Source organism: Streptomyces sp. NPDC046915, from assembly GCF_040644935.1.
In the GTDB taxonomy this organism is placed as follows: Bacteria; Actinomycetota; Actinomycetes; order Streptomycetales; family Streptomycetaceae; genus Streptomyces.
Genome location: NZ_JBEYXB010000021.1, coordinates 119,276 through 144,834 on the forward strand (window position 1 = coordinate 119,276; position 25,559 = coordinate 144,834).

At 72.1% G+C, this 25,559-nt stretch carries 26 protein-coding genes and 1 pseudogene; 11 read left to right on the plus strand and 16 right to left on the minus strand.

The annotated features are described in order from the left end of the window. Nucleotides 1-36 precede the first annotated feature (36 nt). The 3 genes from ABZ915_RS38885 to ABZ915_RS38895 form a co-directional block, all read right to left on the minus strand. Nucleotides 37-834, minus strand: a complete 798-nt coding sequence (locus tag ABZ915_RS38885; protein ID WP_361813285.1) for a hypothetical protein — start codon at nt 832-834, stop codon at nt 37-39. Between the two features lie 273 nt (nt 835-1,107). After that, the gene (locus tag ABZ915_RS38890) at nt 1,108-2,328 is read right to left on the minus strand and encodes an acetyl-CoA C-acetyltransferase (protein WP_361813287.1); all 1,221 of its coding nucleotides are present in this window, start codon (nt 2,326-2,328) and stop codon (nt 1,108-1,110) included. Between the two features lie 186 nt (nt 2,329-2,514). Then, complete coding sequence (locus tag ABZ915_RS38895) at nt 2,515-3,552, minus strand: SGNH/GDSL hydrolase family protein (RefSeq protein ID WP_361813289.1); 1,038 nt, start codon at nt 3,550-3,552, stop codon at nt 2,515-2,517. Nucleotides 3,553-3,712: 160 nt separating this feature from the next. Here ABZ915_RS38895 and ABZ915_RS38900 point away from each other — a divergent pair, with 160 nt between their 5' ends. Then, nucleotides 3,713-5,104: a cystathionine beta-synthase gene (locus ABZ915_RS38900; protein WP_361813290.1), complete on the plus strand. Its 1,392-nt coding sequence runs from the start codon at nt 3,713-3,715 to the stop codon at nt 5,102-5,104. Nucleotides 5,105-5,433: 329 nt separating this feature from the next. Here the strand turns inward: ABZ915_RS38900 and ABZ915_RS38905 are convergent, their stop codons facing one another. Next, nucleotides 5,434-6,291: a helix-turn-helix transcriptional regulator gene (locus ABZ915_RS38905; protein ID WP_361813292.1), complete on the minus strand. Its 858-nt coding sequence runs from the start codon at nt 6,289-6,291 to the stop codon at nt 5,434-5,436. A gap of 146 nt (nt 6,292-6,437) precedes the next feature. On the opposite strand from ABZ915_RS38905, the gene ABZ915_RS38910 reads away from it, so the two are divergent. Then, nucleotides 6,438-7,199, plus strand: coding sequence for an SDR family oxidoreductase (locus ABZ915_RS38910; protein WP_361813294.1), 762 nt, complete (start codon nt 6,438-6,440; stop codon nt 7,197-7,199). 4 nt (nt 7,200-7,203) lie between these two features. Here the strand turns inward: ABZ915_RS38910 and ABZ915_RS38915 are convergent, their stop codons facing one another. From ABZ915_RS38915 to ABZ915_RS38935, 5 genes are read right to left on the minus strand one after another with little or no spacing between them, the layout of a single operon-like run. Beyond that, nucleotides 7,204-7,641, minus strand: coding sequence for a hypothetical protein (locus ABZ915_RS38915; RefSeq protein WP_361813296.1), 438 nt, complete (start codon nt 7,639-7,641; stop codon nt 7,204-7,206). Nucleotides 7,642-7,689: 48 nt separating this feature from the next. Next, complete coding sequence (locus ABZ915_RS38920; RefSeq protein WP_361813298.1) at nt 7,690-8,622, minus strand: ABC transporter substrate-binding protein; 933 nt, start codon at nt 8,620-8,622, stop codon at nt 7,690-7,692. 10 nt (nt 8,623-8,632) lie between these two features. Continuing rightward, nucleotides 8,633-9,295, minus strand: a complete 663-nt coding sequence (locus ABZ915_RS38925) for an ABC transporter permease (protein ID WP_361813300.1) — start codon at nt 9,293-9,295, stop codon at nt 8,633-8,635. Between the two features lies 1 nt (nt 9,296). Further along, a complete protein-coding gene (locus ABZ915_RS38930; RefSeq protein WP_361813302.1) occupies nt 9,297-9,938 on the minus strand; it encodes an ABC transporter permease in 642 nt (213 codons plus the stop codon). Then, nucleotides 9,935-10,972, minus strand: a complete 1,038-nt coding sequence (locus ABZ915_RS38935) for an ABC transporter ATP-binding protein (protein ID WP_361813304.1) — start codon at nt 10,970-10,972, stop codon at nt 9,935-9,937. Before ABZ915_RS38935 ends, ABZ915_RS38930 begins: the two co-directional genes overlap by 4 nt. 141 nt (nt 10,973-11,113) lie before the next feature. On the opposite strand from ABZ915_RS38935, the gene ABZ915_RS38940 reads away from it, so the two are divergent. The 3 genes from ABZ915_RS38940 (at nt 11,114) to ABZ915_RS38950 (ending at nt 14,193) form a co-directional block, all read left to right on the plus strand. Continuing rightward, nucleotides 11,114-12,655 carry an aromatic amino acid ammonia-lyase gene (locus ABZ915_RS38940; RefSeq protein ID WP_361813306.1) on the plus strand — a complete coding sequence of 514 codons (1,542 nt, stop codon included), beginning with the start codon at nt 11,114-11,116 and terminating at the stop codon, nt 12,653-12,655. After that, nucleotides 12,652-13,494, plus strand: coding sequence for a MurR/RpiR family transcriptional regulator (locus ABZ915_RS38945; RefSeq protein ID WP_361813308.1), 843 nt, complete (start codon nt 12,652-12,654; stop codon nt 13,492-13,494). The genes ABZ915_RS38940 and ABZ915_RS38945 overlap by 4 nt, the downstream gene beginning before the upstream one ends. A 114-nt stretch (nt 13,495-13,608) precedes the next feature. Continuing rightward, the gene (locus tag ABZ915_RS38950) at nt 13,609-14,193 is read left to right on the plus strand and encodes a hypothetical protein (RefSeq protein WP_361813310.1); all 585 of its coding nucleotides are present in this window, start codon (nt 13,609-13,611) and stop codon (nt 14,191-14,193) included. An 18-nt stretch (nt 14,194-14,211) separates the two neighbouring features. Here the strand turns inward: ABZ915_RS38950 and ABZ915_RS38955 are convergent, their stop codons facing one another. From ABZ915_RS38955 to ABZ915_RS38975, 5 genes and pseudogenes are all read right to left on the minus strand, one after another. Then, a complete protein-coding gene (locus tag ABZ915_RS38955; RefSeq protein ID WP_361813312.1) occupies nt 14,212-14,586 on the minus strand; it encodes a hypothetical protein in 375 nt (124 codons plus the stop codon). A 16-nt stretch (nt 14,587-14,602) separates the two neighbouring features. Next, a complete protein-coding gene (locus ABZ915_RS38960; protein ID WP_361813314.1) occupies nt 14,603-15,115 on the minus strand; it encodes a roadblock/LC7 domain-containing protein in 513 nt (170 codons plus the stop codon). 31 nt (nt 15,116-15,146) lie between these two features. Next, complete coding sequence (locus ABZ915_RS38965; protein ID WP_361813316.1) at nt 15,147-15,968, minus strand: transcriptional regulator; 822 nt, start codon at nt 15,966-15,968, stop codon at nt 15,147-15,149. Continuing rightward, nucleotides 15,965-16,357, minus strand: coding sequence for a hypothetical protein (locus tag ABZ915_RS38970; RefSeq protein ID WP_361813318.1), 393 nt, complete (start codon nt 16,355-16,357; stop codon nt 15,965-15,967). The genes ABZ915_RS38965 and ABZ915_RS38970 overlap by 4 nt, the downstream gene beginning before the upstream one ends. Nucleotides 16,358-16,529: 172 nt before the next feature. Continuing rightward, a pseudogene (locus ABZ915_RS38975) lies at nt 16,530-18,023 on the minus strand (hypothetical protein); the annotation flags it as partial. A gap of 32 nt (nt 18,024-18,055) precedes the next feature. Here ABZ915_RS38975 and hutU point away from each other — a divergent pair. From hutU to ABZ915_RS39000, 5 genes are all read left to right on the plus strand, one after another. After that, the gene (hutU, locus tag ABZ915_RS38980) at nt 18,056-19,720 is read left to right on the plus strand and encodes a urocanate hydratase (protein ID WP_361813320.1); all 1,665 of its coding nucleotides are present in this window, start codon (nt 18,056-18,058) and stop codon (nt 19,718-19,720) included. Between the two features lie 98 nt (nt 19,721-19,818). After that, the gene (locus ABZ915_RS38985; protein ID WP_361813378.1) at nt 19,819-21,021 is read left to right on the plus strand and encodes an allantoate amidohydrolase; all 1,203 of its coding nucleotides are present in this window, start codon (nt 19,819-19,821) and stop codon (nt 21,019-21,021) included. Then, nucleotides 21,018-22,367, plus strand: coding sequence for a formimidoylglutamate deiminase (locus tag ABZ915_RS38990; RefSeq protein WP_361813322.1), 1,350 nt, complete (start codon nt 21,018-21,020; stop codon nt 22,365-22,367). The genes ABZ915_RS38985 and ABZ915_RS38990 overlap by 4 nt, the downstream gene beginning before the upstream one ends. Before the next feature lie 47 nt (nt 22,368-22,414). After that, nucleotides 22,415-23,590: an imidazolonepropionase gene (gene hutI, locus ABZ915_RS38995; protein WP_361813324.1), complete on the plus strand. Its 1,176-nt coding sequence runs from the start codon at nt 22,415-22,417 to the stop codon at nt 23,588-23,590. A 126-nt stretch (nt 23,591-23,716) separates the two neighbouring features. Then, nucleotides 23,717-23,929: a DUF4287 domain-containing protein gene (locus tag ABZ915_RS39000; protein WP_361813326.1), complete on the plus strand. Its 213-nt coding sequence runs from the start codon at nt 23,717-23,719 to the stop codon at nt 23,927-23,929. Nucleotides 23,930-23,943: 14 nt separating this feature from the next. Here the strand turns inward: ABZ915_RS39000 and ABZ915_RS39005 are convergent, their stop codons facing one another. After that, a complete protein-coding gene (locus ABZ915_RS39005) occupies nt 23,944-24,141 on the minus strand; it encodes a DUF397 domain-containing protein (RefSeq protein WP_361813328.1) in 198 nt (65 codons plus the stop codon). Between the two features lie 8 nt (nt 24,142-24,149). Continuing rightward, on the minus strand, nt 24,150-25,001 hold the full coding sequence (locus ABZ915_RS39010; protein WP_361813330.1) for a helix-turn-helix transcriptional regulator: 852 nt from the start codon (nt 24,999-25,001) through the stop codon (nt 24,150-24,152). A gap of 153 nt (nt 25,002-25,154) precedes the next feature. On the opposite strand from ABZ915_RS39010, the gene ABZ915_RS39015 reads away from it, so the two are divergent. Beyond that, nucleotides 25,155-25,556 carry an ATP-binding protein gene (locus ABZ915_RS39015; RefSeq protein ID WP_361813332.1) on the plus strand — a complete coding sequence of 134 codons (402 nt, stop codon included), beginning with the start codon at nt 25,155-25,157 and terminating at the stop codon, nt 25,554-25,556. Nucleotides 25,557-25,559 lie beyond the last annotated feature (3 nt).

Genomic DNA, 25,559 nt, shown 5'->3' on the forward strand with positions numbered 1-25,559 from the left:
TGTGTCTCGTAGCGACGTGTCTCGGAGCGAGGTGCCTCAGAGTGAGGCGATGACCCGGTCCGCCAGGATGTAGACGCTCTCCTCGCCGCACGCGAACGTCAGCGTGTACGCGCCCGAGATGCCGGAGCCGCCCAGCAGGTGCGGCTTCTCGCCGGCGCGCAGGGCCGCTGCCAGGCGTTCGGCGGTCTCGCGGTGGCCGGGTGTCATGCACAGGGTCGTGCCGTCGGCGAAGACGTAGACGTCGAGGGTGCCGAGGGGGCCGGGGCGCACGTCGGTCAGTTCCGTGCCGGACTCGGCGAGCCCTTCCAGGACGGTGACCGTGCGCTCATGGTCGCCCACGACCGGCGACTGGACCGGAACGAAGTCGGGGTGGGAGGGGTGGCGGCGGCGGGCCGCGGCCAGCTCCGGGGACTCCCCGGCGAACTCGTCGTTGTCCGGGCCGGGCTCCGTCACCGGCTCCAGGCCCGCGAAGTCGGCCGTGCGGGGCAGGAACAGCTCGCTGTCGGGGAGACCGAGCAGGGTGGGCATGTCGGGGGCCTCACGGGCCTCCTGGGCGGCCCAGAACGCCCGTGCCTCGGCCAGCTCGCGCTCCCGCTCCTCGGCGAGTGCCTCGGCCACGGCCGCGCGTATCTCCTCGGCCTCGGCGGTCCGCGCGGCGGGCAGCAGGGCGCGCGTCGCGGCGGCGTCGTTCTCCGCGGTCTCGGCGTTCGCGGCGAGCTGCGTGCGCAGGGCCGCGAGCTGCCGGCGCAGGCCCAGAAGGGTGCGCAGGACGGCGGCGCCCACGGCGCCGGTGGCGGCCGTGGTGACCAGCAGGGCGATCGGCATGGCGCTCACTGACGTACTCCCGGTTAAAAGTCGACCCCCGACTTCCTACATCAGCTTGAAGGGCGGACTAACCAGCTGTCAGTGCGTAACGTCACGAAACGGACAGATCTCTGTCGTGGGCTTCCTGCGTACAGCCGCTCTGACCTGCCTTGATACCTCCCGGGCGGGAGATAGGTCACATCCTGGGGGAGATTGGATCACAAACCGGCCCGGCGTTCGAGGTTTTCTCGAAGGCCGGGCCGGAGGGTCACTTTGGGTCCAGTGACCGCTACTTTACGACGCTCAGCTGAGGCGCTCGATGACCATCGCCATGCCCTGGCCGCCGCCGACGCACATCGTCTCCAGGCCGAACTGCTTGTCGTGGAACTGGAGCGAGTTGATGAGCGTGCCGGTGATGCGGGCGCCGGTCATGCCGAACGGGTGGCCGACGGCGATGGCGCCGCCGTTGACGTTCAGCTTGTCGAGGTCGATGCCGAGGTCGCGGTAGGAGGGGATCACCTGGGCGGCGAAGGCCTCGTTGATCTCGACCAGGTCGATGTCGTCGATGGTCAGGCCGGCGCGCCGGAGGGCCTGCTTGCTGGCCTCGACCGGGCCGAGGCCCATGATCTCGGGGGACAGGCCGGAGACGCCGGTCGACACGATGCGGGCGAGCGGGGTCAGGCCCAGCTCGCGGGCCTTGGTGTCGGACATGATGACGAGCGCGGCGGCGCCGTCGTTCAGCGGGCAGCAGTTGGCGGCGGTGACCATGCCGTCCGGGCGGAAGACCGGCTTGAGGCCCTGGACGCCCTCCAGGGTGACGCCGGCGCGCGGGCCGTCGTCCTTGCTGACGACCGTGCCGTCGGGAAGGGTGACCGGGGTGATCTCGCGCTCCCAGAAGCCGTTCTTGATGGCTTCCTCGGCGAGGTTCTGGGAGCGGACGCCGAACTCGTCCATGTCCTGGCGGGTGACGCCCTTCAGGCGGGCGAGGTTCTCCGCGGTCTGGCCCATCGCGATGTAGGCGTCCGGGGCCAGGCCGTCCTCGCGCGGGTCGTGCCAGGTGGTGCCCTCCTGCTCCGCGACGGCGGCGGTACGGGCCTCGGCCTCGGCGAAGAGGGGGTTGTGGGTGTCGGGCAGGCTGTCGGAGTTGCCCTTGACGAACCGGGAGACCGTCTCGACGCCGGCCGAGATGAAGACGTCGCCCTCGCCGGCCTTGATGGCGTGCAGGGCCATGCGGCTGGTCTGGAGCGAGGAGGAACAGTAACGGGTGATCGTGCAGCCCGGCAGGTGGTCCATGCCCATCTGCACGGCGACGATCCGGCCGAGGTTGTTGCCCTGCTCGCCGCCCGGGAGACCGCAGCCGAGCATCAGGTCGTCGATGTCCCTCGGGTCCAGCTCGGGGACCTTCGCCAGGGCGGCCTGGATGATCGTGGCGGTCAGGTCGTCCGGGCGCAGGTCCTTGAGGGAGCCCTTGAAGGCGCGGCCGATCGGGGAGCGGGCGGTCGAGACGATGACGGCTTCGGGCATCACGGCTCCAATGAAAAAGGGGCAGCGCGTAGCGCTTCGTTGAGGGGTGGCGGTCGGGCGACGGGTGGGCGTACGGGGAGTTGGCTTGGGGGGCTTCTTGCGAAGTTACCCGTACGTATGGCCGAGGTCACGTGTGTCACAGTGTGACTCAGGCCGCAGTTTCTAAGCGCTTGCTTTCCCGCCGGGTCACGGCGAGGGCGCGGACGATGTCGGCTCGGAGGTCGGGTCGGGTTCCGGGAGCGTCCTCCGACGGCGGCGTTTGAGCAGGGCCCAGGGGCCACGGGGGCCGGTCGGCATCGCCGCCGTGACCTCCGTACCGGCCTCGTCCGCGGCCGCGGCCGCCGCGCGGGCCACCGGGAGGAAGCCCTCGCGGCGCGTGACGTCCGGGCGGTCCTCCTCCGCCGGCCAGAGGCCGAGGGCGGCGCAGAGGGTCGGGAGAACCGCCATCGCCGCCGTGGCGTAGCCCTCGGCCGAGGGGTGGTAGTTGTCGGGGCCGAACAGCTCACGCGGATTCGCGGCGAACTCGGGGCCCAGCAGGTCGCCCAGCGACACCGTGCGGCCGCCCTGCTCGACCACCCCGATCGTCTGGGCCGCCGCCAGCTGCCGGGAGGCGCGGCGGGCCAGCCAGCGCAGTGGCTGCTGCACCGGCTCGATGGTGCCCAGATCGGGGCACGTGCCGACCACCACCTCGGCACCGGCCGTGCGCAGCCGCCGTACCGCCGCCGCCAGATGGCGGACCGAGCGGGTCGGGGGCATCCGGTGCGTGACGTCGTTCGCGCCGATCATGATCACGCAGATGTCGGGGACGGGCGACGGATCCGCGAGCACCACCCCCACCTGGCGGTCCAGGTCGTCCGACTGGGCACCCGGCAGGGCGACGTTGCGCAGCTCCACCGACCGCTCCGCCACCGCCGACAGGCCCGAGGCCAGCAGCGCGCCCGGTGTCTGGCCCGCCCGGTGCACCCCCTGGCCCGCGGCCGTGGAGTCGCCCAGGACGGTCAGGCGCAGCGGCGGTTCGCCGGGGATGTCGTATCCGGCGCCGTACAGGCCGTCCGCCACCGGCACCCGGCCCTTCGAGCCGTTGCCCACGTGCCGTTTGGCAAGCCGCAGCTCCGCCAGCACCACACCGACGGTGGCCGCGCCGACCAGCCCGACCCCGCCACCGCCGTATGCCGCACCGGCCGCGATCCGCCGGGCCACTCTCGCCCTCGACATGCTCGTCATGCCTCGCCGCCACCTCCTTCAAGCCGTACACCCACTCCTTGCCCCGTACAGCCCGTGCGCCAATCTCGACGCGGAGTGAAGGCCGTCGCGGTGTCGTCGAGGGCCGTAGGCTGGCGGGACCAATCACGACCACCACTTTTTGCAGCAACCGGAGACAACGGTGCGATTCCACGACTCGATGATCAGCCTCGTCGGCAACACCCCGCTGGTGAGGCTCAACAGTGTGACCAAGGGGATCCGGGCGACCGTCCTGGCCAAGGTGGAGTACTTCAACCCGGGCGGTTCCGTGAAGGACCGCATCGCCCTGCGCATGATCGAGGCCGCCGAGCAGAGCGGGGAGCTCAAGCCGGGCGGCACCATCGTCGAGCCGACCAGCGGCAACACCGGCGTGGGCCTGGCCATCGTGGCCCAGCAGAAGGGGTACAAGTGCATCTTCGTGTGCCCCGACAAGGTGAGCACCGACAAGATCAACGTGCTGCGGGCGTACGGCGCCGAGGTGGTCGTGTGCCCGACCGCCGTGGATCCGGAGCACCCGGACTCGTACTACAACGTCTCCGACCGGCTGGTGCGTGAGACGCCCGGCGCCTGGAAGCCCGACCAGTACTCCAACCCCAACAACCCGCTCTCGCACTATCACTCGACCGGCCCCGAGCTGTGGGAGCAGACCGAGGGGAAGATCACCCACTTCGTGGCGGGCGTCGGCACCGGCGGCACCATCTCCGGCACCGGCCGCTACCTGAAGGACGCCAGCGACGGCAGGGTCCAGGTCGTGGGCGCCGACCCGGAGGGCTCGGTCTACTCCGGCGGCTCCGGGCGGCCGTACCTCGTCGAGGGCGTCGGTGAGGACTTCTGGCCGACCGCCTACGACCGGACGGTGGCGGACGAGATCGTCGCCGTGTCCGACAAGGACTCCTTCCAGATGACCCGGCGGCTGGCGAAGGAGGAGGGGCTGCTGGTCGGCGGGTCCTGCGGCATGGCCGTCGTGGCCGCGCTGCGGGTCGCCGAGCGGCTCGGCCCGGACGACGTCGTCGTGGTCCTGCTCCCGGACAGCGGGCGCGGCTACCTCAGCAAGATCTTCAACGACGAGTGGATGGCCGACTACGGCTTCCTCGAGGACGAGGGCCCCAGCGCCCGGGTCGCGGACGTCCTCCAGGACAAGGTGGCCGGCGCCATCCCCTCCCTGGTCCACATGCACCCGGACGAGACCGTCGGCGAGGCCATCGAGGTGCTGCGCGAGTACGGCGTCTCGCAGATGCCGGTGGTCAAGCCGGGCGCCGGTCACCCGGACGTGATGGCCGCCGAGGTCGTCGGGTCGGTCGTGGAGCGGGAGTTGCTCGACGCGCTGTTCAACAAGCGGGCCTCGCTGGAGGATCCGCTGGAGAAGCACATGGGCGCCCCGCTGCCCCAGGTCGGCTCCGGCGAGCCGGTCGGGGACCTGATGTCGGTGCTCGGTTCGGCGGACGCCGCGATCGTCCTCGTCGAGGGCAAGCCGACCGGTGTGGTCAGCCGGCAGGACCTGCTGTCCTTCCTCGCCAAGGGCGGGAAGCAGTAGCGAACGCCCGGTGAACTGCCGGTGTCCGCGCGGCACTTGCGGTGTCCTACCGAAGTGGTGGACTTCGCGGAAGTGGTACGAGCGCGTCACGTGCACGCAGCACCCGCTTAACACGGGTCCGGCACATTAGTGGGTGTCGGCAGGGCGGGAGCGGCTCCCCGTCCGAGCCGGCACCGAACGGCGCCAAGGACCTCCGGAGCGGCTCCCGGACCTCCAAGGACGCCACGGACGCGCAAGCCCGGCCCTGACCCGGCCCGCGTCCCTCGCGGGGACCGCCGTCGTCCCGCCCCCCGGCAACGGGGGTGCGGCGGTCCCCGCGCAAGTCTTTCTCAGCGGGCGTGCGCGGATTCCCAACTGGCCAGCAGCGCCAGTCTTTCCGCCGTCTCCGAGCCCGGCTCCGGGGTGTACACCACGATCGTCTGCTCCGGGTCCGCCGGGGTGGCCAGGGACTCGTACGGGAGAGTCAGCAGGCCCGCCACCGGATGCTGGATCTTCTTCACGCCGTACGCGCACTCGGCGACCTGGTGGTCGGCCCACAGGCGGCGGAACTCCTCGCTCTTGACGGACAGTTCGCCGACCAGGGCGCACAGCCCGGGGTCGTCGGCGTACACGCCCGCGGCCAGGCGCAGGTAGGCCACCGTCTGGACGGCCACCGCGGACCACTCCGGGTAGAAGTCCCGGCTCGCGGGGTCGAGGAAGAACTGGCGGGGGATGTTCCGCTCCTCCGGGGCCATGCGGCTGAAGCCGTTCACCGCGTCCCCGAGGGCGTTCCAGGCCAAGACGTCCATACGGCGGCCGAGCACGAAGGCCGGGCTGTGCTTCATGCCGTCCAGCAGCAGCTGCACGCCGGGGCGCACGCGGGGTGCGGGCGGGCGCTTGCCCTGCTTCTGCCGGGGGCGCGCCACCGTCCGCAGGTACTCGTGCTCCGTCTCGTCCATCCGCAGCACCCGGGCGATCGCGTCCAGCACCGCGTCCGAGACTCCCCCAGACTTCGTCCGGGAGGTGCCCCCAGGGCCCCGGCCCTGTTCCAGCCGGATGTAGTAGTCGACGCTCACCCCGGCCAGCTGTGCCACCTCCTCGCGGCGCAGTCCGGGCACGCGGCGCCGTCCGTGCGAGGCCAGCCCCACCTCCTCGGGCTGGATGCGGGCGCGGCGCGAGCGCAGGAAGTCTCCGAGATCCCCGTCCATGGGTTCGATCGTAGGGGAGAGGCCGGCCGCGAGCCTGGTACTGGCAGACCCAGGAAAAGCGCATCCCTGGGTAGGGCGGAGACGGCGGCGCAGGGTGGTGAGTGCCGCCGGGGAGACGCCCCGGCCGCGAACCGAGGGAGCCACCCATGTCGTACGAGAACCTTTCCGGCCGTACCGCCGTCGTCACCGGGGCCGCCAGCGGGATCGGCGAGTCCGTCGCCGTGCTGCTGGCCGCGCACGGGGCGCGGGTCGCGCTGCTCGCCCGGCGCGGGGAGCGGCTGGAGGAGCTCGCCGCGAAGATCCGGGCCGACGGCGGGCAGGCGCTGGCGGTCGTCGCCGACGTCACCGACGACGCGTCCGTGCGGGCCGCCAAGGAGCGGATCCAGGAGGCGTACGGGTCCGTCGACCTGGTCGTCAACAACGCCGGCGTGATGCTGCCCCATCCGATCGACGACGGCCGCGCCGACGAGTGGCAGCGGATGCTCGACACCAACGTGGCCGGGGTGCTGCGGGTGATCCGCGCCTTCACCGCCGATCTGGTGGGGGCCGCCGCCGAGGGCCGTACCGCGGACCTGGTGAACATCTCCTCGGTCGGCGCCCACATCACGTTCCCCAACTACGCGGTGTACGGGGCGACCAAGGCCGCCGTCACGTATCTCTCCCAGTCGCTGCGCGGCGAGTTCGGGCCGCGGGACGTGCGGGTCACCAACATCGAACCGGGGCTGACGGCGACCGAACTCGGTTCGCACGTGGGCAGCGCGGAACTGGCCGGGGAGCTGGACGGCATGTTCGAGGGGATCGGCGGGCTGGCCGCCGAGGAGGTCGCGGACGTCATCGCCTACGTGACGAGCCGCGCCCGGCACGTGAACCTGCGGCAGATCATGGTGCTGCCGACCCGGCAGGCGTGAGGTGTCACTCCTCCCAGTCGGAGTCCTGGGAGGAGGCGCGGCGCCGGTGGGCGAACAGGCCCGGGTTGGCACGGACCGCCTGGACCGCGTTGACGCCCACGATGCCCGCCCAGGCGGTCAGCAGGCCGGGCAGGTGCGCGATGCCGCCGCCGATCGCGGACAGCGGGATCGCCAGCACCAGCGAGACGATGCCGAAGCCGAAGCGCTCACCCCAGGAGTCGCTGTTCTTCGGCTCCCGGCTGCCCCGGGCGACCTGGAGCTGCTGCTCGGCCAGCTGCCGGCGCACCCGGCGCTCCACCACGCCGTCGATGCGCTGCTCGACCTTCTCCAGGAACGAGTCCACCAGGGCGGACTCGTACTCCTCTCCCAGTTCCCTGCGTGCTTGCAGGGTGGCGTCGAGTTCCTTCTTCAGCTCGGCGTCCCGCGCCTCGATCCCGGTCATGAGGACAAGGTAGGGAGCGGGGACGCCCGCCGCACTGGGGTTAGCCCCCTACTTGGTGAGGCCGTGCTGCTGCGCGTAGTCGTTCGCCACGTCCTCCGGATCCTTCTTGTCCTTGTCCACCAGGCGGTTGAGCTCGGTGAGCTGGGCGGTGGTGAGGATGTTGCCGAGGCGGGCGAGGGCCTTGCGGACCGTGTCGTCGGCCTTGCGGTCGGCGATCAGCGGCACGATGTGCTGGCTCGGGATCAGGTTCTTCGGGTCGGTCAGCACCACCCAGCCGTTGGCCGCGATGTCGGTGTCGGTGGTGAAGAGGTTCGCCACGTCCACGTCGCCCTTCTTCAGGGCGCCCTTGACCAGCGGACCGTCCGAGTCCAGCGACTTGAACTCCTTGAACTCGACGCCGTACACGTCCCTCAGCCCGACCGCGCCCACCCGGCGCTTCTTCACCTCGGGCGCGGCGCCGATGACCAGCTCGCCGTTCTGCTTCGCCAGGTCGGCGAGGGAGGTGAGCCCGTACTTCTGGGCGGTCGCCCGGGTGACGACGAAGCAGTCGGAGTCGGCCGCCTGCCCGTACGGCAGCACCTGGAGGCCGGCGGGCAGTGCCAGGGTGAGCGCGTTCTGCATGGTGCCGGGCTCCGCCGAGGCGTCCTTCGGGGCGAGGTAGTTGAGCAGGGCGCCCTGGTACTCGGGGAGCAGGTCGATGTCGCCGGCCCTGAGCGCGGGGATCACGATCTCCCGGGTGCCGAGGTTGGGGCGGACCTTCACCTTCACACCGGCCGCCGACAGGACGGCCGCGTAGAGGTAGCCGAGCACCTGGTTCTCGGTGAAGTTGGCGGTGCCGATGGTGACACCGCCCTTGCTGGAGCCGCCGCCGGCGGTCGAACCGCTTCCCTCGTTCAGGGAGGTGATGCCGCCGGCACAGGAGGAGAGGGCGGGGACGGAGGCCGCTGCGAGGAGGCCGCCGAGGAGAGTACGTCGGTTCATCGAGGGGTCCCTAGGCAGTGCGGTGGCGGAAGAGGAAGCGCTGGAGGGTGCTGAGCAGCAGGTCGAGGACGACGGCCACGACCGCTACCAGCACCGCGCCGCCCAGCACCTGCACGAGGTCGCGCTGGGCGAGTCCGTCGAAGACGTAGCGGCCGAGGCCGCCGAAGGAGACGTACGCGGCGATGGTGGCGGTGGCGACGACCTGGATGAGCGCGAGCCGCAGGCCGGTCATGATCAGGGGGAGGGCCAGTGGCAGCTCCACCTGGAGCAGCACCTGGTGGCCGCGCATGCCCTGGCCGCGCGCGGCGTCGCGGACGTCCGGGTCGACGGCCGTCATCCCGGCGTAGGTGTTGGTGACGATCGCGGGGACGGCCAGGGCGACCAGCGCGACGTACACCGGCAGCATCGACAGCCCGCCGGCCAGGAAGACCAGCACCACCAGGCCGACGGTCGGCAGGGCGCGGCCGAAGGAGGCCAGGTTGATGGCGAGGAACGCGCCCTTGCCGGTGTGGCCGATCAGCAGGCCGAGGGGGAGGCCGATCGCGGCGGCGATGAGGGTGGCGAGGAGCGAGTACTGGAGGTGCTCGGCGAGGCGGTGGGCGATGCCGTCCGAGCCGGCCCACTGGGAGCCGCTGGTCAGCCACTTGGCGAGGTTCTTGAACAGCTCGTACATCTCAGGTCCGCCTCCTGCGCCACGGGGTCAGCACGTACTGGAGGGCCACCAGCAGGGCGTCCGCGACCACCGCGAGCAGGATCGTGAGGACCACGCCCACGATCACCGGGGTCGGGAAGTCGCGCTGGAAGCCGTCGGTGAAGAGCTGGCCGAGGCCGCCGTCGCCGATGTAGGTGGCGACCGAGACCAGGGAGATGGACATGACGGTGGCGATACGGACGCCCGCCATGATCACGGGGAGGGCCAGCGGGAGCTCGACCGTGAGGAGCGTGCGCAGCGGGCGCGTGCCCATCGCCTTCGCCGCCTCCTTCGTCTTCGCGGGGACCGAGTCCAGCCCCTCGACCGTGTTCCGCAGCAGCACGACCAGGGTGTAGACGGTGAGGCCGATGACCGTGGTGGTGCGGGTCAGGCCGCTGACGGGGAGGAGCAGCACGAAGATCGCGATCGAGGGGATCGTGAACAGGACGTTGGAGACGCCGAGCAGGAAGCCGCGCAGCGCGCGGACCCGGTGGGCGACGACCGCGAGGGGCAGGGAGATCAGCAGGCCGAAGAACACGGCGGTCAGGGCGGCCTGGAGGTGGGAGAGGGTGAGGCTGGTCAGGTCGTCGGTGTGGTCGCCTATCCACGACCAGTCGACGGTCACGCGGCCACGTCCACTTCGGCGTGTGCCCGGCCGGCGTGCTCGTGGATGTCGTCGCGGGACGAGACGCCGGTGAGCGTGCCGGCCGCGTCGACGCGGGCGATCAGGCCGGTGGGGGAGGAGATCGACTCGTTGAGCGCGGAGAGCAGGGAGTCGGAGTCCCCGAGCGGCCGTACGGGCAGCTCGGCCCCTTCCGCCGAGCCCCAGTGCAGAGGCTTGCGCGCCTCGTCCAGGACGAGCGACCAGGTGCCGCCCTCGGGTGCCGGGCCCTGCGGGACGTCGGCGAGGGTCTTCAGGGACAGCAGCTTCAGGCCGCGCTCGGCGCCGAGGAAGTCGGCCACGAAGTCGTCGGCGGGGCGGGCGAGCAGTTCGGCGGGCGGGGCGCACTGGACCAGGTGGCCGCCGGTGCGGAAGATCGCGATGCGGTCGCCCAGCCGTACCGCCTCGTCGATGTCGTGGGTGACGAAGACGATGGTCTTGCTCAGCTCCTTCTGGAGGCGGAGGAGTTCGTCCTGGAGCTGGGTGCGCACGACCGGGTCCACCGCGCCGAACGGCTCGTCCATGAGCAGTACCGGCGGGTCGGCGGCCAGGGCGCGGGCGACGCCGACGCGCTGCTGCTGGCCGCCGGAGAGCTGGTGCGGGTAGCGCTTCCCGGCGTCGGCGGCGAGGCCGACGGTCTCAAGGAGCTCGGCCGCCCGGGCGCGTGCCTTCCTGCGGTTCCAGCCGAGCAGGAGCGGGACGGTGGCGATGTTGTCGAGCACCGTGCGGTGCGGGAAGAGCCCCGCCTGCTGGATGACGTACCCGATGGAGCGGCGCAGCTCGGCGGCGTCCTGCTCGGTGACGTCCCGGCCGCCGACCCGGATGGTGCCGGAGGTCGGCTCCACCATCCGGTTGATCATCCGCAGGGTGGTCGTCTTGCCGCAACCGGAAGATCCGACCAGGACGGTCACGCCGCCCTCGGGCATCTCCAGGGAGAGGTCGTGGACTGCTGTCGTGCCGTTGGGGAAGCGCTTGTGGACCGCATCGAACTGGATCATGAGATGTCCCTTGCCCGGCTGTATAACGTCATGCAGAGTTCTTGGTGTCTGAATAGGTTGTCAATGCTCCGGCGCTAATCCGGGGCAATGGATGGCCGACAGGCGAGATCGAATGTCCGGGTGGAGGGGATTTTGGGCTTTATGTCGTCTCGAATCGTGGACATGCCGGGAGCCGTGCCCGAACACCGCGGACTTGTCGTCCTCGACGGGGTCGGCCTCGGCGTGGCGGACGTCGTGCGGCTCGCCGACGGTGCGGCGCGACCGGTGCCGGGCACCGACGCGATGAAACGGGCGGCGGAGTCCTGGGACGCGGCCCGGCAGATCGCCGCGTCCGGCCGGGTCTACGGCCGCTCCACCGGCGTGGGCGCCAACCGGAACGAGGACGTGCCCACCGAGGCCGCCGCCGGACACGGCCTGCGTCTGCTGCGCAGCCACGCCGGCGCCATCGGCGCGGAACTGCCGGCCCGTCAGGTACGGGCGACGCTCGCCGTCCGCGCCAACCAGCTCCTGGCCGGGGGCGCCGGTCTGCGCCCCAGCGTCGTCACCGCCCTGTGCGAGGCCCTGGAGACGGGCGCGTACCCGGTCGTCAACGAGTTCGGCTCCGTCGGTACCGGGGACATCGCGGCCCTGGCCCAGGTCGGGCTGGCGCTGGCGGGCGAGCATCCGTGGCGGGGGCCGGACGGGCCGGACTCACCGCCCGCCGGCCGCGCGCCCGAGCCGCAGCCCCTCGACAACAACGACGCCCTCGCCCTGATCAGCAGCAACGCGCTCACCCTCGGCCAGGCCGCCCTCGCCCTGCACGAGCTGCGCGGGCTCATCGCCGCCACCCAGGTCGTCGCGGCCCTCTCCCTGCTGGCCGTGGACGGCTCGCACGAGGCCTACGCCGCTCCCGTGCACGCGGCCCGCCCGCACCGGGGCAGCGCGGAGGTGGCGCGCCGGATGCGGGAGCTGATCGGCGCCGCCGACCGGCCCACGCCGCCGCTCGGCCGTATCCAGGACCCCTACGGCTTCCGCTGCCTGCCCCAGGTCCACGGCCCCGCGCACGACGCGGCGGACCTGCTGGAGGAGGTGCTCACGACAGAGATCAACGCGGCCGCCGAGAACCCCCTCATCTGCCCCGAGGACATGGCCGCCTACCACCACGGCGGCTTCTACCAGGCCCAACTTGCCCTCGCACTGGATCACTTCAGGCTGGCCGTCACCCAGGTGGCCCGGCTGTCCACGTCCCGGCTGTCCATCCTCAACGAGCCCGCCTTCACCCGCCTGCGCCCCTTCCTCGCCGACCAGGAGGCCGCCTCCTCCGGAGTGATGATCCTGGAGTACGCCGCCGAAGCCGCCCTCGGCGAGCTGCGCGCGTTCTCGGCTCCCGCGTCGCTCGGTCACGCTGTACTCTCCCGGGGCGTCGAGGAACAGGCCAGCTTCGCCTCGCTCGCCGCCCGTCAAACGCTGCGTGCCGGTGGTGCGTACCGTCTGGTGGTCGGCTGCGAACTCGTCGCCGCCGTGCGCGCGCTGCGCCAGCGCGACCTCAGGCCGGACCCGGAACTCCCGGCCGGACGCGCGCTGGCACTGGCGGAGTCGGTCCTCGACGACGACCAGGCCGACCGGCCGCTCACGGACGACGTGTCGGCGGCGGCCGCACTGCTCGACCGGTTCACGGACATCTGGAGGGGGAGCACGTCATGAGCGTGACCGACAGTCCTGCCGCCCGCTTGCAGGCGCTCTTCGAAGGGCACCGGCTCACGCCGACCCAGCGGCGCATCGCGCACAGCATGGTGCGGCGGGCCGGCGACGTGCCCTTCCTGTCCAGCGTCGAGCTGGCCGAACTGGCCGGGGTCAGCCAGCCTTCGGTGACCCGTTTCGCGGTCGCGCTCGGCTTCGACGGCTACCCGGCCCTGCGCAAGCACCTGCGCGAGGTCGTGCCCGCCGAACCGGCGGTGGGCTCGGCGTCGTACAACGAGTACCAGCAGGCCGTGGAGTCCGAGATCGAGAACCTGCGGCATCTCGCGGAGGTGCTGGCCGACCCGCGACCGGTGCAGCGGGCCGGCCGGCTCCTCGCCGCCTCCCGGCCGCTGCCGGTGCTCGGACTGCGGGCCGCCGCCTCCCAGGCCTACGGCTTCGCGTACTTCGCCGCCAAGGTCCACCCGGACGTCCGGCTGCTCAACGAGGGCGGCACGATGATCAACGACCGCGTCGACGCGGCCGTCCGGGCCGGTGCCACCACCCTGCTGTGCTTCGCGCTGCCCCGGCATCCCCGCGAGGTCGTCGACACCCTCGCCTACGCCAAGGAGGCGGGCCTGACCGTGGTCACCGTCGCCGACTCGGCGTTCGCGCCGGTCGCCAAGGTGTCCGACCTGCTGCTGCCGGCCGCCGTCGGCACCGGGCTCGCCTTCGACACCGCGTGCGCGCCGATGCTGCTCGGGCGGGTGCTGCTGGAGGCCATGTGCGACGACCTGCCGGACGCCCAGGCGCGGCTGGAGGAGTTCGACGCGCGGGCGGCGGCGCGGGGGCTGTTCGTGGAATGACCCGGCGTCCCAGGCTCTGTTCCAGGACACGGCCCTGTTCTCAGACTCGTCTCACTTTCGCTCGTTAGCGTCCCGGCACACGGACTGGGCCGGGACGGCGAGGAGGCTGCGGACATGGCGCGTGGAGGACAGGGACTGGCCCGGGTGGCCGTCGTCGTACGGGCGGGGGCCGCGCCGCTGTGGTGGCTCGGGGTGTTCGCGGCGGGCATCGGGGTGCTGCCGCCGGGGGTGACCGGACGCCGGATCGGCGTCCTCGCGGGGGCCGTGCTGTTCCTCGTCGCCACCGCCGTGGGGGCCCTGACGGGCCGTGGACGGTACGCCCGCCTCGCCCGCGGGGTGGCCCGCGCGGGCAAGCACGACGTGCTCCAGGACCGCGCGGTGACCGTGCGCAACTGGCGCCGGGGTCACCGCTGGTGGCTGCTGCCGGCCTTCCTTCTCGCGCTGGGCAGCGCCTTCGTGGTGCCCTCGGCGGGCGGGCTGCTGCTGGCCGGTACCGGCACCGGGCTCCGGCTCAAGGCGGCCTGGCTCGGGCGGCGCGAACGGGCCCTGGACGAGCTGTTGTGGGTGCGTGTCGACTGGCTCGGCAAGCGCGGCGGCCGTCCCGCGGGCAAGGCCGTCAAGGCCTACCGCGGTACGGGCATCGCGGCCGGCGACGCGGCCCCGGGCGGGGCCCGCCGCCGCACCGCGGCGCTCGTCTGACCGCTGCTCGGGCCGCGCTCAGACCTCCAGTTCCTCCTCGATCTTCTTCAGCTGGTGCCTGGCCATGGCCAGGTTGGCCCGGTTCGCGTCGAGCACCAGGTAGAGGAACAGGCCGTTGCCGCCGCGCCCCTTGAGCAGCCGGATCAGGTGGTACGCGTTGGACAGGGTGATCAGGATGTCCTCGATCTCGCCCTTCAGGCCGAGGTGTTCCATGGTGCGCATCTTGGCCCGGATCACGTCGGTGTTCCCGGCGGCGGCCACGTTGAGGTCGAAGCTCTTGCTGCCGCCCAACGTGCCCAGCGCCATCCCGCTGGTGTAGTCGACGAGCGCGACGCCGGTGGCACCCTCGATGGAGGCGAGGCATTCCTTCAGTGCGGTCTCGGTGTTGGCCATGGTGTGTGGTGTCCTTTCAACTGTCGGTTGCGGTGCGCGCGTCGGTGGCCGCGGCACGTGGCGTACGAGTCGGTCTGAGGGTTCGTGTGGTGGTGGTCCGGCTGGGCGCCCGGGCGGGCTGGGCGGCCTCGGCGGCCTTGGCGGCGGCCTCCGCCGCGTCGACCAGCTCCCCGATCCGGGCGCCCGCGCGGCGGCCCTCCAGGTGCAGCCGGCCGACGTTGACGCGGTCCTGGGCGAGCAGGGTCAGGACCGCGGTGCGGCCGGCCGCGTAGGTGGCGACGTAGCCGTGCTCGCCGCGGACCAGCAGTTCCCGGAAGCCGCCCTGACCGGTGGCGTCGGCGACCCGTACGGCGACGCCGAGCGCCGCCGCGGTGAGCGCCGCCAGGCCCTCCGGGTCGACGCCGGGGGTGTCCGCGGCGACGACGAGGCCGTCGACGCCGGCCGCCAGGGCGCCGGTGAGCTGAGGGACGCGGCTGCGTAGTCGCCGTAGTTCGTCCAGGATCGCGTGGATCTCTGGCTCGGCCGCCATCAGATGTCTCCTCTCGGCGGGTCGGTGCCGTTCAAAGGGCCTCCAGCGCATCCCTGAGCCTCTTCAGCAGCGCGATGTCGGGGTCGGTGACCGGGGGTGGGGGTGGTGGGTGAGCCGGTGGGGGCGACATCGCCGGGTCCGGCGCGATCAGGCCCGCCGCCGCCAGTCGCCGTACGTCCATCAGGGTGTGGAAGGCGGGCCGGCCCAGCTCCAGCGCGATGCCCGCCGCCGTACGGTTCCCGTTCACCCGGGACAGCACCGCCCGCTGGCGGGGCGTGACCTGCGGGGCCGAGAGCGGGTCGGCCCGGATCAGCGGGGCGCTGTCGGTCGCCGGGTCCGGCCAGACCCGGTGCAGCAGCAGGCGGCGGCGCAGGGTCTCCCGCTCCAGCACGGTCACCGGGATGGGGCGCAGGGCGGCCGAGGCGGTCACCGGCCCGTACCGGAAGTGGCCGGGGGTGCTGCTCGGCGCCAGGGCGAAGTACCCGGCGTCGAACACCGCGCCCAGGTGGCACAGCTCCAGCGCGCCCGTCGCGAGCCGTCCGGCGCCGAGCAGCAGACGGGCGGCGCCAGGCGCGTCGCCGGCCTGTTCCGCGGCCTGCCGCCAGACGGCCGGCGCCAGCGTGCCGTGGGCCGTGAGGAGCAGGCCGAGACCCGGGGCGAGGGGGCTCTCGGCGTGCACCACCCGGCCCTCGGCGAGGTGCAGCGTGCCGTGCTCGCGGGCGAGGACACCGGTGGCTCTTTCCTCGGCGAGCCGGGTCAGCATCGGCGAGAGGGCGGCGCGGCCCCACTCCCCTTCGGCTCTTCTGTCCCGCACGGGCAGGGGCGGCGGCGGAGGCGTTCTGACCATGGTCATCCCAGCACCAGCCCGGCGGCCATCTCACCGAGCCGGATCCGCGCGAGGGCGAGGTTGCCGTCCTCGCGGCCCAGCCACAGGTGCAGCAGCACCGTGCTGTCGAACGACGTGTCCACGAACCGCAGCAGGTGGTAGCTGTCCCGGTTGCTGATGATCAGGTCCTCGACCGGCGGGTGTTCGTCCGCGGCGTCCCCGGCGGCGGCGAACGCCCCGTGCTCGGCGGCCAGCCGGGCCAGTTCGGCCGCCTCGGCCGCGGTCGTCTCGTGGTCACCGCCGGGGGAGTCCCCGACCGTGCCCAGGGCCAGCCCGCTCGTCCAGTCCACCAGCGCCGCGCCCCGGGCACCGGGCAGACGCATCGCTTCCAGTAGGCACTCGTCGATTCCGGGCACCGTTGGGCTCCCCTCCCGCCTGGGACTCCGGCTGAGTGACGCAGACACTACGCAACGTGTGCGTGGCAGGTGAGGCTTCTGGCATTTTCCAGTGGAACATGCGTCCGGAGGACTAATGTGGGTCAACTTGCCCTGATGTCAGCCCACTTGATCTAGTGAACATGGGGGTGCGTCAACGGCGTCCGGATGCGCCGAGGGTGGTGAGGGCTGTGACGTGCGCCCCTCCCGACTCGGCCACGATCTCGTCGGGCGTCTGCGGTTCACGCACGGTCGCGAACGCAACGCCTCCGGACCCGTCCGGGGCGAAGCCGTAAATTCCGGGCCGCGAAAGGGAGTTGTAGGCGTAGTGGTGCGCGAAGTAGTAGGCGCCGGTGTCCAGCGCCGCCGCGTGGTCGCCCTGCTCCAGCAGCGGCAGGGCGCGCCCCTGGGCGAGCAGATCGCCCGAGAAGCAGGCCGGCCCCGCCACGTCCTGCACCACCTCGGGCCCCGTCTTCGGCCGCCCCTTCGCGTCGTACGCGGCGATCCTGAGCGGCCACGCCCCCGGCACGTACACCGTCCGCGCCGCCACCTGCACGCCCGCGTGCGTCACCGCCACCCGCCGCCCGCCCGCGCTCTTGGCGTACTCCACCCGGGCCACCACCGTCCCGTGCTTGGCCAGCAGGGACCGCCCGAACTCCGTCACCAGCCCGTACCGCCCGTCGCACAGCCCCGGCACCACCTCGCTCAGCAGCCGGGCGTACTGCGCGTACGTCGGTGTCGTCGCGTCGGAGCCGAAGTTCACCGGCAGCCCGCCGCCGATGTCGAGCGTGTCCACCTGCCGCCGCCCCGCGCGCGCGTTGATCTCCTCGGCGAGCCCGTACGCCTCCGCCGCCCCCCGCGCCATCAGCGACAGCGGGATGCCCTGCGAGCCGGTGTGGGCGTGCAGCCGGGTCAGCCACGGCCGGTCCAGATACGCCCGCACGATCCACTCCCGGGCCCCCTCGTCGCGCAGCGCCACCCCGAACTTCGAGGTCTCCGTCGCCGTCGAGGTCGCCTCGATCGAGCCCCCGCCGATCTGCGGATTGACCCGGATCCCGAGCGGGGGGCGGCTGGGCCCGGCCCCCACCAGGGCGTCGATGCGGGCCAGCTCCTGCGGGTTGTCCGCGTTGACCGCGATCCCGAGCGCCAGCGCCTCCCGCAGCTCCTCGGGCGTCTTGGCGGGCGAGTCCAGCACGATTCGCTCCGGCGGCACCCCGGCCGCCCGCGCCAGGGCCAGCTCTCCCGGGCTCGCCACCTCCGCGCCGACCCCCGCCTCGTCCAGCAGCCGCAGCACCGGCACCAGCGGGGTCGCCTTCACCGCGAAGGCGTGCAGCACGGGCGTACCCGGCGCCAGCACCTCCTCGAACGCCGCGCGCAGCTCGGCCGCCGACTCCCGGATGCCGGTGACGTCCAGCAGTCCCACGACGGGCGCCCCGGAACGGAGCAGTCCCTGCTCCACGACGGCCCGCACCGCCTCGTCGCGCCGGGCCGCGCGGCCTTCCCCCGTGCTGTCGACGCCCTGCTGCATGGTTTCCCCCGCTTTCGTAGGTGTGCGTACCTGTTCCTCCGGTACTTCCAGCCATACACCTTTGCGGCACCGACTTGGCGCACCGATGTATTGACTAGCTCTATTCAGCCATCCATGATTTGAATAGACGTAGCAACAGGAGGAGGCAGACGATGTCGGGACCCCGCCCCGTACGAGCCCCGCGCGGTACGGAACTGAGCGCCCTGGGCTGGCAGCAGGAAGCCGCTCTGCGGATGCTCCAGAACAACCTCGACCCCGAGGTCGCCGAGCACCCCGACAAGCTGGTCGTCTACGGCGGCACCGGCAAGGCGGCCCGTGACTGGCGCTCCTTCGACGCCATGGTCCGCACACTGCGCACCCTGAAGCAGGACGAGACCATGCTCGTCCAGTCCGGCCGCCCGGTCGGCGTGATGCAGACCCACGAGTGGGCCCCGCGCGTCCTCATCGCCAACTCCAACCTCGTCGGCGACTGGGCCAACTGGGAGGAGTTCCGCCGTCTGGAGGCCCTCGGCCTGACCATGTACGGCCAGATGACCGCCGGCTCCTGGATCTACATCGGCACCCAGGGCATCCTCCAGGGCACCTACGAGACCTTCGCCGCCGTCGCCGCGAAGAAGTTCGGCGGCACCCTCGCCGGGACCATCACCCTCACCGCCGGCCTCGGTGGCATGGGCGGCGCCCAGCCCCTCGCGGTGACCATGAACGATGGCGTGGCGATCTGCGTCGACTGCGACCCCCGCGCCATCGAGCGCCGCATCGAGCACCGCTACCTCGACGTGAAGGCCGACTCCCTCGACCACGCCCTCCAGCTGGCCACCGAGGCCCGCGACGCCCGCCGCCCGCTGTCCATCGGCGTGCTCGGCAACGCGGCGGAGCTGGTCCCGCAGCTGCTGGCGATGAACGCCCCGATCGACATCGTCACCGACCAGACCTCGGCCCACGACCCGCTGTCCTACCTGCCGCTCGGCGTCGCCTTCGAGGACATGGCCGACGCCGCCGCCAAGGACCCGGCCGGCTTCACCACCCGCGCGCGCGAGTCGATGGCCAAGCACGTCGAGGCCATGGTCGGCTTCCAGGACGCCGGCACCGAGGTCTTCGACTACGGCAACTCCATCCGCGGCGAGGCCCAACTCGCCGGATACGACCGCGCCTTCGCCTTCCCCGGCTTCGTCCCCGCCTATATCCGCCCCCTCTTCTGCGAGGGCAAGGGCCCCTTCCGCTGGGCCGCCCTGTCCGGCGACCCCGCCGACATCGCCAAGACCGACCAGGCGATCCTCGACCTCTTCCCGGAGAACGAGTCCCTGGCCCGCTGGATCAAGATGGCCCGCGAGCGCGTCCACTTCCAGGGCCTGCCCGCCCGCATCTGCTGGCTCGGCTACGGGGAGCGCGACAAGGCCGGCGAGCGCTTCAACGACATGGTGGCCTCCGGTGAGCTGGCGGCCCCGCTGGCCATCGGCCGCGACCACCTCGACTGCGGTTCCGTGGCCTCTCCCTACCGCGAGACCGAGGCCATGCTCGACGGCTCCGACGCGATCGCCGACTGGCCGCTGCTGAACGCCATGGTCAACGTGGCCTCCGGGGCGTCCTGGGTGTCCATCCACCACGGCGGCGGCGTCGGCATGGGGCGGTCCATCCACGCCGGGCAGGTGACCGTCGCCGACGGTACGAAGCTCGGCGGGGAGAAGATCCGCCGGGTGCTGACGAACGACCCGGGGATGGGCGTCATCCGGCACGTGGACGCGGGGTACGACATCGCGGAGTCGGTTGCCGAGGAGCGCGGGGTTCGGGTGCCTGTGCGCGAGGGTGACGAGGCGTGACCCACGAAGGCAGGCCGGGCGGCAACTCTCCGGTGGGGGCTGAGGACTCGTCGCCGGGCGCGGGTCCGGCTGTGCCCACCACTGGTTCCTTCCACGAAATGTGGCGGGAGCTGGCCCCCGTCGGCCGGCACTCCGACTCCGGCGGCTACCGCCGCTACGCCTGGACCGGGGCCGACGGCGACTGCCGGGCCTGGTTCAAGGAGCAGGCGGAGGGGCGTGGGCTGGCGTACGAGGTCGACCGGAACGGCAACCAGTGGGCCTGGCTGGGGGACCCGGCCGCCGGGGGCGCGGTCGTCACCGGGTCGCATCTGGACTCCGTGCCGGACGGAGGGGCCTTCGACGGGCCCCTCGGGGTCGTGTCCTCCTTCGCGGCCCTCGACGAGCTGCGCGGGAGGGGAGCGCGGCTCGAGAAGCCCCTGGCCATCGTCAACTTCGGCGACGAGGAGGGCGCCCGGTTCGGGCTCGCCTGCGTCGGGTCGCGGCTCACCGCCGGGCAGCTCACCGTCGAGCAGGCGCACCGGCTGACCGACGGCGACGGCATCACACTGCCGCAGGCCATGGAGACCGCCGGGTACGACCCCGACGCCATCGGACCGGACCCGGAGCGGCTCGCCAGGATCGGCGCCTTCGTCGAGCTGCACGTCGAACAGGGCCGCGCGCTGGACCTGTCCGGCGACCGGGTCGGCATCGCCAGCGCCATCTGGCCGCACGGCCGCTGGCGCTTCGACTTCCGGGGCGAGGCCAACCACGCCGGCACCACCCGGCTGGTGGACCGCCGCGACCCGATGCTGTCGTACGCCGAGACCGTGCTCGCCGCCCGCCGGGAGGCCGAACTCGCCGGTGCGGTCGCCACCTTCGGCAAGATCGCGGTGGAGCCGAACGGGGTCAACGCCATCCCCTCCCTGGTGCGCGGCTGGCTCGACTCCCGCGCCGCCGACCAGGAGACCCTCGACACGGTGGTCACCGGCGTGGAGAAGGCCGCGCGCGAGTACGCCGTCGCGCACGGCGTCGACCTCGACGTCGTCCGTGAGTCCTTCACGCCGGTCGTCGAGTTCGACCACGCCCTGCGGGACGAGCTCGCCCGCATCCTGGGCCGGGACACGGACCTGAGGGTGCCCGTGCTGGGCACCGGCGCCGGACACGACGCCGGAATCCTCTCCGGGAGCATCCCGACCGCCATGCTGTTCGTGCGCAACCCCACCGGCGTCTCGCACTCCCCGGCCGAGTTCGCCGCCGAGGACGACTGCGTGGCCGGGGTGACCGCGCTCGCCGACGTACTGGAAGGGCTGGCCCGCAGGTGACGACGACTGAGCCGACGCGGACGTACTGGCTGGAGCACGCCTGGCTCGACACCCACGTCGAGCCGGGGGTGCTGCTGGAGGTGACCGACGGCCGGATCACGGCCGTCCGCACGGAGACGACCGCCCCGCCGCCGGGCGCCGAGATCCTCCGGGGCCTGACCCTGCCGGGCCTGGCCAACGCCCACAGCCACGCCTTCCACCGCGCCCTGCGCGGCACCGTCCAGGTCGGCTCCGGCACCTTCTGGACCTGGCGCGAGGTGATGTACTCGGTCGCGGACCGGCTGACGCCGGAGACGTACCACGCCCTCGCCCGCGCCGCGTACGCGGAGATGGCCCTCGCCGGTGTCACCTGCGTCGGCGAGTTCCACTACGTGCACCACGCCCCCGGCGGCACCCCTTACGCCGATCCCAACGCCATGGGCGAGGCCCTGATCGCGGCCGCCGCCGAAGCCGGTATCCGCATCACCCTCCTCGACACCTGCTATCTGTCCTCCGGTTTCGGCGAGCGCCCCAACTCCCACCAGCTCCGCTTCTCCGACGGGACCGCCGAGGCCTGGGCCGAACGCTGTTCAGTTCTCAAGGAGCGGGATCACGCGCGGATCGGGGCGGCGATTCACTCCGTACGGGCCGTGCCCGCCGGGCAGTTGGCGACGGTGGCGCGGTGGGCGGAGGAGCGGCGGGCCCCGCTCCACGTGCACCTGTCCGAGCAGACCGCCGAGAACGACGCCTGCCTGGCCGCGCACGGATGCACGCCCACCCGGCTGCTCGCCGACCACGGCGTCCTCGGCCCGCGCACCACCGGCGTGCACAACACCCACCTCACCGACGAGGACATCGCCCTGCTCGGCGGCTCACGCACCGGAACCTGCATGTGCCCGACGACGGAACGCGACCTCGCGGACGGCATCGGCCCCGCGACGGCCCTCCAGCGCGCCGGCTCCCCGCTCTCCCTCGGCTCCGACAGCCACGCCGTCATCGACCTCCTGGAGGAGGCGCGCGCGATGGAGCTGAACGAGCGGCTGCGCACCCGCGCGCGGGGCCACTGGACGGCCGCGGCCCTGCTGCGCGCGGCCTCGGCGGACGGTCACGCCTCCCTCGGCTGGGGTGACGCGGGCACCATCGAGGCCGGGGCGCTCGCCGACCTCACCACGATCGCCCTCGACTCGGTCAGGACAGCGGGGCCGCTGCCCAGGCTGGGCGCCGAGACGGCCGTATTCGCCGCGACGGCAGCGGACGTACGGCACACGATCGTCGCGGGGCGGCATGTCGTACGGGACGGCGTCCACGCCCTCGTACCGGATGTTCCGTCGGCACTGGCGGACGCGATCGAAGCCCTGCGCGGCTGAGGCCGAGGCCGAGCAGACGCCGCACCCCCACCACCCATGAGGACGTCATGAGCAGCAGCACCGTCATCACCAACATCGCCACGCTGGTCACCAACGATCCCTCCCTCGGTGACGGTTCTCCCCTCGGTCTGGTCCAGGACGCGGCCGTCGTCATCGACGGCGACCGCGTCGTGTGGACCGGTGAATCAAGGAAAGCACCCGCCACTGACAATCGGGTCGACGCCGGTGGCCGGGCGGTCCTCCCGGGTTTCGTCGACTCCCACTCCCACCTGGTCTTCGCGGGCGACCGCACGGCCGAGTTCAACGCCCGCATGTCCGGCCGTGCCTACAGCGCGGGCGGTATCCGCACGACCGTCGCGGCGACGCAGGCGGCGACGGACGAGGAGCTGGAGGCCAACCTCACCCGCTACCTCGCCGAGGCCCTGCGCCAGGGCACGACCACGTTCGAGACGAAGTCGGGCTACGGCCTGACGGTCGAGGACGAGTCCCGCGCCCTGCGCATCGCGTCCGCGCACACCGACGAGGTCACCTACCTCGGCGCGCACATCGTCTCCCCCGACTACGCCGACGACCCGGCCGCCTACGTGGCCCTCGTCACCGGCGAGATGCTCGACGCCTGTGCCCCGCACGCCCGCTGGATCGACGTCTTCTGCGAGAAGGGCGCCTTCGACGGCGACCAGGCCCGCGCGATCCTCACGGCCGGCAAGGCGAAGGGGTTGCACCCCCGCATCCACGCCAACCAGCTCTCGTACGGCCCCGGTGTCCAACTGGCGGTCGAACTGGACGCGGCCAGCGCCGACCACTGCACCCACCTCACGGACGCGGACGTCAACGCCCTGGCGAGCGGCCGTACGGTCGCCACGCTCCTCCCCGGCGCCGAGTTCTCCACCCGGGCGGAGTGGCCGAACGCCCGCCGCCTGCTGGACGCGGGCGTGACGGTGGCCCTGTCGACCGACTGCAACCCGGGCTCGTCCTTCACCTCCTCGGTCCCCTTCTGCATCGCCCTGGCCGTACGGGACATGGGCATGACCCCGGACGAGGCGGTGTGGTCGGCCACGGCGGGCGGCGCGGCGGCCCTGCGCCGCTCCGACATCGGCCGCGTCAGCCCCGGCGCACACGCCGACCTGACCCTGCTGGACGCCCCGAGCCATGTACACCTGGCGTACCGGCCGGGGGTTCCGCTGGTCAGCGGGGTGTGGCGGAGGGGCGTGCGGGTGGTCTGACCCGCGCGGAGGAGGCTGGGCCATCATGTGTGTGACGCGGGTCACCTTCGGCGGTCGATGAGATGACTCGTGCCCGCCGGTCATACGAGCGACAACACTGCTTCGGACAGACGGGACACCGCCGACATGACTGACGCCGCCAAGGGCCCTGCCAGTTACTTCCCTTCGATCGAGAAGAAGTACGGTCGCCCGATCGCGGAGTGGAAGGACCTCATCCGCACCTCGCCGCTGACCAAGCACATGGAGCTGGTGAACTGGCTCAAGGCCGAGCACGGGTTGGGCCACGGCCACGCCAACGCCCTTGTCGCGCACACCCTCGCGGAGGCGGGCGGCAAGTAGCGGCGGGGCTCAGCTCAGTTCGTTGCGAACCGGCCCGACTTCAGCCCACGTATGAGGTGGGCCAGTGAGGCGGTGCCGGTGGTGAGTTGGGTGGCGGGGTCGTCGCTTTCGCGGAGGTGGAGGGTGGTGGGGGTGGCGGCCAGTTCGACGCAGGTGTCTCCTTCGCCGCCGTCGGAGAACGTCGACTTCTGCCAGTGCAGGGTGTGGTCCATGGAGTGCCTCACAACTCCTTCGTCAGGCGGTGGATGAAGTCCCGCGATGCCGTCGGGTCCAGTGATGCTTCTTCCACTTTACGAAGAAGCGTTCGAAGCCGATTCAGCTGTAGCTCGGCATCAATGAACACGACTCCGGTGGGCGCGTCGCGGAGGCCTGTGTCCAACCGAGGTACCGGCCCGCCCGCGTACACCATTGAAGCGCCGGCGCCGGCGAAGCCATCCTGGTCAATGGGGATGACGCGTACGGTGACGTGGCCCTGCTCGATCTGGTCCAGAATCCAACGGAGTTGAGCAACGGAGGCCTGACGGTCCGCCACTCGGATACGCAGCGCGAACTCGTGGACGATCGTCTCGTACGGAGTGGGAGTGTCGCCCCCGATGACCGAGCGTCTTCTCATCCGGTACTCGACCCGGGGTGCGATCTCGCTCTCGGGTAGCTCCGGGCGCATGTACCTGAAGACCGCTCGGGCGTAGTCCGGCGTTTGGAGCAGCCCAGGGACCCGGTTGATGACGATCTCGCGCAGGAACGTCGCATGGTGCTCCGCCTCGGCGACGTCCAGGTTCACCTGAGGCAGGACTCCCCGGAGGTCGTCCCACCAGCCGCGTGCGCGGTCCCCCGCCATGGATGCGAGCGCGTCGATGAACGCCTCGTCCGTGCAGGCGTAATGGGCCGCGAGGCGACGGATGCGCTCCGCGCTGACAGCGGCGATACCTGCCTCGACCTGACTCATCTGGGCCGAGGTCGAATTCAGGAACGCCGCCACCTCACGGGCCTTCAGCCCCGCCGCCTCACGTAGTTTGCGCAGCTCCGCACCCAGGCGCACCTGCCGCGCGGTGGGATGACTCCTCGGCGCCATGCGCTCCCCAACGTCCTGGTTCTTGTGCCTCGTTCGGGTGTCAGATTACGGCAACTGCTTGCAGGGGCAGAAATTACTTCCCTACCGTGGGTGATGAACTGCTCACGCAGCGGAAGCGCACCGCTCCGCCCTCACCTCACTTGGAGCCGACGCATGCCCGAATCCTGGGAGTACTGCCTCTCCATCCCCAACGACCCCCGAGCCGTCCCCGTCTGCCGCCGCACCCTGCGCCTGATCCTGACCATGCACGGCCTGATCCGCCTGGCGGACACCGCCGAACTTATCGCCTCCGAGCTGGTGTCGAACGCCGTACTCCACACGAAGGGGCCCGCCGACCTACGGGTGCGCTGGGCGGACGACGTACTGAGGGTCGGCGCGTGGGACGCCGACCCGGCGCCGCCCCGCCCTCCGGGCCGGCTGGAGGAGCTCACCGACGCCGAGAACGGCCGCGGCATGGCCCTCACGCGCGCGTGCGCCGACCTGTGGGGCTGGCAGCCACTGTCCCGGCACGGGAGCCGGGGCAAGTACGTGTGGTGTGACCTGGGTGCCGTCTAGCTC